This is a genomic window from Dermacoccus sp. Ellin185, from assembly GCF_000152185.1.
Lineage (GTDB): Bacteria > Actinomycetota > Actinomycetes > Actinomycetales > Dermatophilaceae > Dermacoccus > Dermacoccus nishinomiyaensis.
The window spans coordinates 1-9,263 of record NZ_AEIQ01000006.1; the positions used below are offsets into that span (position 1 = coordinate 1).

Annotated in this window: 10 protein-coding genes; 7 read left to right on the forward strand and 3 right to left on the reverse strand. The window is 69.4% G+C overall.

Going from position 1 to position 9,263, the window contains the following annotated elements:
* Positions 1-185 precede the first annotated feature (185 nt).
* The 3 genes from HMPREF0321_RS00220 (at position 186) to HMPREF0321_RS15775 (ending at position 2,416) form a co-directional block, all read left to right on the forward strand.
* Complete coding sequence (locus HMPREF0321_RS00220) at positions 186-1,040, forward strand: hypothetical protein (RefSeq protein ID WP_006943298.1); 855 nt, start codon at positions 186-188, stop codon at positions 1,038-1,040.
* A 240-nt stretch (positions 1,041-1,280) separates the two neighbouring features.
* Complete coding sequence (locus tag HMPREF0321_RS00225; RefSeq protein ID WP_006943290.1) at positions 1,281-1,565, forward strand: hypothetical protein; 285 nt, start codon at positions 1,281-1,283, stop codon at positions 1,563-1,565.
* Positions 1,566-1,780: 215 nt separating this feature from the next.
* The gene (locus tag HMPREF0321_RS15775; RefSeq protein WP_139023497.1) at positions 1,781-2,416 is read left to right on the forward strand and encodes a hypothetical protein; all 636 of its coding nucleotides are present in this window, start codon (positions 1,781-1,783) and stop codon (positions 2,414-2,416) included.
* Positions 2,417-2,915: 499 nt separating this feature from the next.
* On the opposite strand, the gene HMPREF0321_RS00235 is transcribed toward HMPREF0321_RS15775, so the two are convergent.
* Positions 2,916-3,551 carry a hypothetical protein gene (locus HMPREF0321_RS00235; RefSeq protein ID WP_006943287.1) on the reverse strand — a complete coding sequence of 212 codons (636 nt, stop codon included), beginning with the start codon at positions 3,549-3,551 and terminating at the stop codon, positions 2,916-2,918.
* A gap of 135 nt (positions 3,552-3,686) precedes the next feature.
* On the opposite strand from HMPREF0321_RS00235, the gene HMPREF0321_RS17220 reads away from it, so the two are divergent.
* The 4 genes from HMPREF0321_RS17220 to HMPREF0321_RS00255 all read left to right on the forward strand — a co-directional run bounded on the left by HMPREF0321_RS17220 (position 3,687) and on the right by HMPREF0321_RS00255 (position 7,270).
* Positions 3,687-4,100 (forward strand): helix-turn-helix domain-containing protein, encoded by a 414-nt coding sequence (locus HMPREF0321_RS17220; protein WP_083803142.1) that lies wholly within the window; start codon positions 3,687-3,689, stop codon positions 4,098-4,100.
* A 45-nt stretch (positions 4,101-4,145) separates the two neighbouring features.
* Positions 4,146-5,381, forward strand: coding sequence for a 5-(carboxyamino)imidazole ribonucleotide synthase (locus tag HMPREF0321_RS00245; RefSeq protein WP_006943293.1), 1,236 nt, complete (start codon positions 4,146-4,148; stop codon positions 5,379-5,381).
* Positions 5,378-5,995: a 5-(carboxyamino)imidazole ribonucleotide mutase gene (purE, locus tag HMPREF0321_RS00250; protein ID WP_006943288.1), complete on the forward strand. Its 618-nt coding sequence runs from the start codon at positions 5,378-5,380 to the stop codon at positions 5,993-5,995. Before HMPREF0321_RS00245 ends, purE begins: the two co-directional genes overlap by 4 nt.
* A gap of 105 nt (positions 5,996-6,100) precedes the next feature.
* Positions 6,101-7,270, forward strand: a complete 1,170-nt coding sequence (locus HMPREF0321_RS00255) for an acyl-CoA dehydrogenase family protein (protein WP_006943296.1) — start codon at positions 6,101-6,103, stop codon at positions 7,268-7,270.
* A 149-nt stretch (positions 7,271-7,419) separates the two neighbouring features.
* On the opposite strand, the gene HMPREF0321_RS00260 is transcribed toward HMPREF0321_RS00255, so the two are convergent.
* Together HMPREF0321_RS00260 and HMPREF0321_RS00265 are read right to left on the reverse strand one after the other, a co-directional pair.
* Positions 7,420-8,013: an NAD(P)-dependent oxidoreductase gene (locus HMPREF0321_RS00260; RefSeq protein ID WP_040014166.1), complete on the reverse strand. Its 594-nt coding sequence runs from the start codon at positions 8,011-8,013 to the stop codon at positions 7,420-7,422.
* Between the two features lie 162 nt (positions 8,014-8,175).
* Positions 8,176-9,263: LCP family protein (locus HMPREF0321_RS00265; protein WP_006943295.1), on the reverse strand; the 1,088-nt coding region annotated here is incomplete at its 5' end.

Here is a 9,263-nt window from a genome sequence, read left to right on the forward strand (position 1 = left end):
GAGGCCCTGGCCGCCCGCCTGCGCGGCGCCACCCCCGGCGAGGTCGCAGCCGACGCCGAGGCGCTGGCTGAGGCGCTGCCCGCCGCGTGCCGCCTCGACCCCGAGGCCGCCGCGAAGGCCGCCGAAGACGCCGAGTACGCCCGCTTCTTCCCCAACCACTGACCGACCGAAAGAGAGAACGCACTATGACTGTTTCTGCTGCGGAGTACCGCGCACGCAAGACGAGCAAGATCGACCTGGCGCCCCGAACCATTCCGGGCGGGACCCTCACCGAGATCGACACCCTCGTGGTGCAGCTGCGCGACGCAGGGCTGCCCGTGGGCGCTGGCATCGAAAAGTCGCTCGCGATCCGCAACGCCACGATGGGCGTGGCATCCTCGCCCGAGGATTACTACCCGGCCGACGTGCTGAGTCTCACGCCGGCCAAGGCCGTCGAGGCGATGCGAGCCTATGCCGTGGACCTGGCGACCGAGGCCGTCGACGTGGAAACGGTCCGCCCCATTGAGACGGCGCGCCGCCACCTCGAAGGGCGGCTGCAAGAGGCCGCGCAGCGTGAGCTGACGGCGAACTCCGGTGAGACCATCGCGGCCATGCAGGAGAAGGTCGAGGCCGCTTGGCAGGTCGTGACCAAGGCCGCGAGTCTGGGCATCACGCCCGAGACGACGGCCGAGCAGATCGCGACCGAGGGCACCGACGAAGAGCTCGCCGCCTATCGCGCCCTTCTCGAGGCGGTGCCGACGCTCACCCAGATGGCGCGCCTCCGAGTGCAGCTCGCCACCGTTGGCGGTGTTGGTGTCACGTCCGTGCCCGCGCTCAACATCATGGGCAAGGTCACGCGCCCCGAGCAGGTGCAGGGCTGGCAGAACATCTACCGCGGCGAGAGCGAGGTCGTGAGCATCGAGGAAGATTGGCGGGCGTACAGCGTCGGCACGGCGCCCGTCGCCCGCCTTGGTGCCGGCTGGCTCGACCTGGCCCTCGCCGGTTACTCGGTGAAGATCAACACCGCCGAGGAGGCCAAGGCCCTCGCCGACCTGATCTGACCCACCCGCGCCCGGCCCGCGTCTCCACCTCGAGGCGCGGGCCGGGTGCGCGCGTCGACCCCCCCACCCCCCACGGGGGCATCCCCTGACCCGCCACCGGTACCACCGCCGGTGAGGCTAACGGGGGTCTCTACGGGTCCCCAGCTTTTTGACACGTGACCATATCCACGATTTTGCCCGGAATGGCGCGGTTTCTGCCCGTGGTGGGCGATTCTGACCACCTCAACACTTAGGAGTGTCATGTCTCGCGGCCCTGGCCGGTGGCAGCGCGCCATTCTCGACAACCTCGCCGGCGCCGACTCGCTCGTGCTCGTGCATCGTGCCCGCTCGCATTCGGAGCGGGTGGCGATCCTGCGCGCGGCTCACGTCCTCGAGCAGCGGGGCATGATCCAGTTGGCGAGCGAAGTCGTGTGGGGCCGCCCGCACCTCGTCGCGTGGGCTGTTGCTGCGACGCCGCCCGAGTCGGTGCTCGTCGTCGGCAGGGACGGTAAGACGTACCGGCGGCCCGTCGTCGACGCTGCATGATGAACGCCCGTCGCCTTTCGAGGTGGCGGGCGTTTCGTCGTCTCAGGCAGTGCACGCTAGCCGTTACGTGTAGAGTGACGACTATGAACACTTATAAGCCGTGCGCAGTGTGCGAGCAGCCCATCGACGGCCCCGCGGTCGCCATCGACGTCCACCGCCGTCGCAACCGCCGCGAACGGGGGTGGACGGCGCGGGAAGCTGTGTGCCTCGAGTGCGTGGCGATGCCTGCGGATCGAACCGCCCTCGCCTACGTCGCCGGCAATGCGCACGTCGAATCATGGTGGCGGGAAGAGACGCCTGCGCCGTGCGCCGGCTGTGGCCGCCCGACCATCGTGCGCCCCGACGGTCGCCGCAAGGTCGTCGCGTGCTCGAGCGCATGCCGAACGGCCTCGTACCGCGAGAACAGTGCGGAAGCCGTAACGCGCGAGTGTGACGGTTGCAGAGCAGTTATCACGGGCCGCTCGGATCGCCGCTACTGCTCGCCCGCGTGCCGGCAGAAGGCGCACCGCCGTCGTAGCACGGCCCCGGAAGCGCAGACCGTCGCGCCCGTCGCTGTGGAGTTCGAGCCCGCGAAGGTGCCCGGCAAGTCGCGTGAGCGGTGCCGCCAGGAACAGACCGAGAGCATCCTCGATTGGGTGGAGACCGTCACCTCGTCCACCATGACCCCGCGGCCGCTCGCTCGCGCGGCATGGCTCGCCGCTCAGGTGGACGCCCGTATCGTGGCGCTGCTCGAAGATCACCTCGCCGAGGGTGGCACGTGGAGTTCGGCGGCCGATCAGCTTGGGTTGCCGCTGGGAGAGGTGCTGGCCCGGTATCAAGGGCGGGTGAAGGTGGGAAGCTCGGAGCGGTAAGGCGCGGAGCCCTACGGGCACAGAGGGTGCTTGTCCGACCCCCCCAGTCCGGTTTCCCAGTTTTTGCCGTTCGCCGTCGTCGGCCCACGCCTCATAGCCCCGCCTCGAATCGAGACGCGGCTACTCAGGAACCCCGGTGCGAGCATCTGCGCAGCTACTCGCGGGGCCACCCGTGCCGGTTCACGGGTGTTGCGAACAAATCACCGGGGGCGTTCGTGTTGGTGGTGCGGCTGATGCCCTGTCAGCGCCGCTGGTGTGGTGTCCAGAACTGGACACCTGGGGTACGCAATCAGTGCGTACCCCAAGGGTGTGCGTATTGCGCAGCCCCTTTCGTCGTCAGGTTTTTCGGGTGAAACACCCGCGGGGATCGGCGTGTGGTGCCTACCCTCACCGGGTCGCTCGATGCCCTAAGCAGTAGTTAGGTCATCGAGCGGCCTGGTGAAGGCCCCGACGCCTGGGGCGGTGCCCGGCGCCGGGGAGCGTTCACACCTGGGAGCGTTCACACCTGGGAGCCGGTGCCCCAGGCGATGCCTCGCCGCGGTTCCCCGCGGGGGGAGGTCGACCATGCTGCGTACTCGCCGACGTTGGCGGCGAAGTCGTCGAGCGCATCCTCAGCTCGTTTGACGAGGCGGAGCAGGGTGTCGGCCGGGAGGGTGTCCTCGTACTCGAGGCGCGTCACGGTGTCGTTGCCGTTGCGCCACTGCGTCAGTCGCGCGCATGCGCGGCCGCCGTCGACTCGTCCCGCGTCGCGTGGCTCGACTTGCACTCCCGGGGCGCCCAGCCGCTCGAGGCGCGCGGTGACGCGTGCCGCGTCGATGCGTCGTCGTTGCTCGTCGCGTTCGAGCAGGACGAGTTGACGGTCGAGGTCGCGCTGATCCCACGGGATTTCGCTTAAGGGCTGCGAGTCGGCGGGACGCTCGACGAGCACCAGTTGATCGGTACGGCGGCTGGTCCGCGCTCGGGGCTTGCCGGATGCTGTCAGGGCATCGACGGGGCGCAACGTCGCGCCCGTGTAGCTGCTCGTGCGTGCGACGCGCTCGACGATGTAGGTGAGTGCGCCATGCTCGAGGCGCACGACGTCGCCGGGGCGAATGTCGGGCATCGCCTCGTCGGGGATGAACCGCGTGTGCCTCATGCGGCCCACTCCTCGAGGGCGTCGGTAGTAGTGACACCCTTTTTCGTGGCGTCGCGAAGAAGGCGCGCGGGTTCGTCGGTACTCACGGATTCGTGAAGATCGGCCGGCGGCATCGTCTCGAAGTGGTGAATCCACATGAGCAGCGGCACGACGGCCATAGCAGCGAAGGGGGCGAGGTGGTCGCATAGCGCGCACCACGCGGCTAGGATCGTGTTCACGGTCAGACCTCCGAAGTCTGTTCGTCACGACCCCGGAGGCGGCAACCTCGCGGGGTCATTCTCTTGTCTGAGACGGTGCGGGGTTGCACGAAAGCCGCAAACGCAGCGGCCGTCTCAGCGAATATCGTTGCGCTGCAGTCGGTTACACCCGATTTCCCTGCATACGGTCGACATGCACATCGCCAAGCTGCGCCCCAAGCTGCGGGTCGCGACGGGCGGGCAGTGGCAGATCGAGACGGTGCGCGGCGCGGGCTTCGTCCTGACGCGGCGCGAGGGCGAGACCCTCGAGTCGGTGGGGGTGGGCCTCGCCCACCCGGCGACGCCCGCCTGACGACCGCGCCACGCGCGTGACGAATCCGCCGGATAATCTTGGCGCGTGAACCAACCCCAGCCCCATGCGCGCAACGCCGCCGAGCCGGACGCTGCGACGCCCGACACCCAGCCCGCCCGCGAGGCGCGCCGCGCGCCGGGCGGATTTCCCGTCGTCGGCATCATCGGCGGCGGCCAGCTCGCCCGCATGTGTGCCGGCCCCGCGGCCGAGCTCGCGCTGACGTTGTCCGTCTTCGCCGAATCCGACGACGCCGCAGCGGCACTCGTCGTCCCGCATGCGCCTGTCGGTGACTACCGCGACGCCGAGCAGGTGCGCGAGTGGGCACACGGGTGCGACGTCGTGACGTTCGATCACGAGCACGTGCCCGCCGACGTCCTCGCCGCCCTCGAGGCCGACGGCGTCGCGCTGCACCCGCGCCCGAGTGCGCTGCGCTTCGCCCAGGACAAGCTCGCGATGCGTCAGCGCCTCAGCGACCTCGACGTGCCGTGCCCCGCCTGGGCTCCCGTTTCCACGAGCGACGAGTTGAGCGCGTTCGGCGAACAGCACGGCTGGCCGCTCGTGCTCAAGACGCCGACGGGCGGGTACGACGGCAAGGGCGTCATGCTCGTGCGCACCCCCGACGACGCGGACGCGTGGTTCGCGCAGGCCGACGGTGCGCCGCTGCTCGCGGAGGAGGCCGTCGCGTTCGAGCGGGAGATCGCCGTCATGATCGCGCGCAGCCCGAGCGGCCAGGTCGCCGTGTGGCCCGTCGTCGAGACCGTTCAGGTCGACGGCATCTGCACCGAGGTCCTCGCCCCCGCACCCGAGCTGAGCGACGACGCCGCCGAACGCATCACCTCCGCCGCCATCAGGATCGCGGGCGAACTCGACGTCACGGGCGTCATGGCCGTCGAGCTGTTCGACCTCGGCGGTGACGAGTTCGTCGTCAACGAGCTCGCGATGCGCCCGCACAACTCGGGACACTGGTCGATGGACGGCTCGATCACCGGTCAGTTCGAGCAGCACCTACGCGCCGTCCTCGATCTGCCCCTCGGCGACACGCGCGCGCGGGCACCGTGGACGGTCATGGGCAACGTGCTCGGCGGCGAGTACGAGGAGTTGTACCCCACCTACAGGCACCTCATGGCGCGTGATCCCGGCCTCAAGATCCACCTCTACGGCAAGGGTGTGCGCCCCGGCCGCAAGATCGGGCACGTCAACGTCTTCGGCGACGACCTCGTCGGCCTGCGCGCACGAGCCCGCCACGCCTGTGACTACCTCCAAGGAACGGTGACCAAATGAGCGACGCGACCACCCCCGACGTGACGACGAACGCTGCGGGTTCGGCGACCCCGGCCACGAGCTCGACGAACCCCACGAGCGCGACGCAGCCGGCGAAGGCGCCCGTCGTCGGGCTCGTCATGGGCAGCAACTCGGACTGGCCGACGATGTCCGCGGCCGCCGACGTCCTCGACGAGTTCGGCATCGGGTACGAGGCCGACGTCGTCTCGGCGCACCGCATGGCGCACGAGATGGTCGAGTACGGCACCCGCGCCGCGGAGCGCGGCCTGCGCGTCATCATCGCCGGCGCCGGGGGAGCGGCGCACCTGCCGGGCATGCTCGCGTCGGTCACGACGCTGCCCGTCATCGGGGTGCCCGTGCCGCTGAAACACCTCGACGGCATGGACTCGCTGCTGTCGATCGTCCAGATGCCCGCCGGCGTGCCCGTCGCGACGGTCTCGGTCGGTGGTGCGCGCAACGCGGGCCTGCTCGCGGCGCGCATCCTCGGCGTCGGTGACTCGGACGAGGCGTGTCGCATCGCCGCCCAGATGATGCAGTTCCAGGCGAGCCTGCGCGACGAGGCCCACGCCAAGGGCGAGGCGCTGCGGCGCGAGGTCGCCGAACGTCAGGCCTGAGTGCCCCGATGTTGCCCGGGCCTGGCGGCGCCAGCGCCCCGAAACCCGGGCAACATCGACGGAGAGGGGCTGCCGCCGCGACGTACTGGCGGGTAGCATGCCGGTATGGCTGCTAACCCTGACTTCGACCTCTACAAGATCTCCGAGGAGCACGAGGCGCTCCGCGAGGCCATCCGCCCCGTCTGCGAGAACAAGATCGCGCCGCACGCGGCCGACGTCGACGACAAGTCGCGCTTCCCGCAGGAGGCCCTCGACGCCCTGATAGAGGCCGGCATGCAGGCGCCGCACGTGGACGAGCAGTACGGCGGCATGGGCATCGACGCCCTCGGCACGTGCATCGTCATCGAGGAGGTGGCCCGCGTCTGCGCGAGCTCCTCGCTCATCCCAGCCGTCAACAAGCTCGGCTCCATGCCCGTCATCCTCGGCGGCGGCGAGGAGATCAAGGCGAAGTACCTACCGAAGCTCGCCTCCGGTGAGGCGATGTTCTCCTACGGTCTGTCCGAGCGCGAGGCCGGTTCCGACACCGCGTCGATGAAGACGAAGGCCAAGCGCGACGGCGACCACTACGTCCTCAACGGCCAGAAGTCGTGGATCACGAACGCCGGCGAATCCGAGTTCTACACGGTCCTCGCCGTCACCGACCCCGACGGTGAGCGCGGGCGCAACATCTCCGCGTTCGTCGTCGAGAAGAGCGACGAGGGCTTCAGCTTCGGTGAGCCCGAGCGCAAGCTCGGCATCAAGGGTTCGCCGACGCGTGAGCTGCACTTCGACAACTGCCGCATCCCCGCCGACCGCATCGTCGGCGCCGAGGGCGACGGCCTCAAGATCGCGCTGCGCACCCTTGACCACACGCGTGTGACGATCGGTGCGCAGGCCGTCGGCATTGCGCAGGGCGCGCTCGACTACGCCGTCGGCTACGTCAAGGAGCGTCAGCAGTTCGGCAAGGCCATCGCCGAGTTCCAGGCCATCCAGTTCATGCTCGCCGACATGGCGATGAAGGTCGAGACGGCCCGTCAGATGGTCTACGTCGCGGCCGCGAAGTCGGAGCGTCAGGACGCCGACCTGTCGTTCTTCGGCGCCGCCGCGAAGTGCTTCGCCTCCGACGTCGCGATGGAGGTGACGACCGACGCCGTCCAGCTGCTCGGCGGCGCCGGCTACGTCAAGGACTTCCCCGTCGAGCGCATGATGCGCGACGCGAAGATCACGCAGATCTACGAAGGCACCAACCAGATCCAGCGTCTCGTCATGGGCCGTGCGGTCCTCAAGGGCTACTGAACCCAGCCCTGACGACGAGTGCGGGCCGCAGCTGACCTCAGCTGCGGCCCGCACTCGTCCTCCGTTCCTCGCGCTGCGGCGACGCACCGGTATTCGTGCGGACGGGGCGACCCGGCGTCCTGCCGGCCGCGTCACGGGGACGAGTGGCGTCAGTTGGAGACGACGAACCGCTTGTTCGAATGCCGGGGGTTCTCGAGCTCGTCGATGATCGCGACGGCCAGATCCTGGCTCGAGACGCTCACGCCGATCATGTGGTCGTCGGACGTCTCATAGTGGCCCGTGCGCTCGCCGGGGGCGAGGACGGGAGCGGGGGAGACAATCGTCCAGGTCGGTTCGGGCGAACCGTCCCGGAACATCGCGAGGGCCGTGCTCGCGGCCTCCGCCTCGGGACGGAAGTCGGCGGGGAAATCGTCGCCCTCCAGCAGCGGACGGTCGTTCGCGTCGAGCGAGCTACCGGCGCCGCCGACCATGAACAGGCGGGCCTCGAGCGGGGTCGCCGCAAGACGCTCGTGCGCCGCGAGCCACGCCTCGGCGCTCGTCGAGCGTGCGGGCGGCACCGAGACGACGACTGCGTCGACGTCCTTCGCGAGGCGGACGACGGCGTCCGTGTCCTCGATCGAGGCGACGACGTCACCCGCACCGGGCCGCGTCGACACGCTGACGATCTCGTGGCCGCGCGAGCGACCCTCGCTGACGATGGCCGAGCCGAGCATGCCCGTGGCCCCGAACACTGCGATCTTCATGGTGATCTCCTTCGTGGGGATGAATGACAGCACCAACCACCAGTTGGGGTGGATTGTTCCCCGCCGGCCGACGATGCGCCTCGTCGTCCCACCGCTCTCAGGGCGACACCGGCCGACGAGGCTGGCCCCACCCCGAGCGGGGTGAGGCCACCGTCACGAGGTTCAGTTCGCCGTCGTCTTCTTGACGAAGGAGGAGGTGTCGCCGTTCTCCTTGATGGCCTTGAACAGCTCGGCCGAACGCGTCGCGTCCCATTCGACGGCCTCGCCGGCGGGGGTGGGCAGCGCCGCGTTGCCGATGGGCACGACGACGGAGTTGCCGCCGTCTCCGGAGAACTTCTTGAGGTTCCACATCGTCTGCAGGCCCTGCATCATCGACATGCCCTTGTCGACCGAGAGCCCCTGCGCGCCCGATTCGCCGAGGCCCTTGAGCCTCCACGGCACGAGCAGGTTGGAGGGCGAGCTGATCTCCTTCATGAGCGCCGCGAGGAACTGACGCTGACGCTTGGCGCGCCCGAGGTCGCCCTCCGGGTCGGAATAACGGGCTCGCACGTACCCCAGGGCCGTCGGCCCGTCCATCTGCTGGCACCCCTTCTTGAGGTTGATGTGGGCCTTGGGGTCGTTCATGTCGCGGGCGACACAGATGTTGACACCGCCGACGGCGTCGACGACGGAGGCGAACCCGCCGAAACCGATCTCCATGTAGTTGTCGATGTGGATGCCGGTGTTCGTCTCGATCGTCTTGACGAGCAGCTGCGGGCCGCCGATCGAGAACGACGCGTTGATCTTGTTCTTCGCGTGCCCCGGAATGGAGACGTAGCTGTCGCGCGGGATCGACATGAGGGTCGGCTTGTCGCCGCCCGTGTGCAGGATCATGATCGAGTCGGTGCGCTGGCCCTCCGCGTCACCCGTGCCGAGCTTCTTCTTCTGCTCGGTCGTGAGGCCACTGCGCCCGTCTGATCCGACGATGAGCGTATTGTGGCCCGCGCCCGAATCGGCGAGGTGCTCCGAGGGGATCGCGTCGACCTTCTGCACCTTGCCCCACGCGGACATGCCGGCCCAGACGAGGCCGCCGACCCACAGCAGGAGCAGCACGAGCACCCCTGCGACGATCTTCTTGCCGCGCCCGAACCGGCCGCGTGGACGAGGCGGTTCCTCGCCCGAGTCGCCCGGCCCGCCGGGGCCACCCTGTGCGCCGGGGCCGCCCTGTCCGACGGGGCCGCCCTGTCCGACGGGGCCGCCCTGTCCGACGG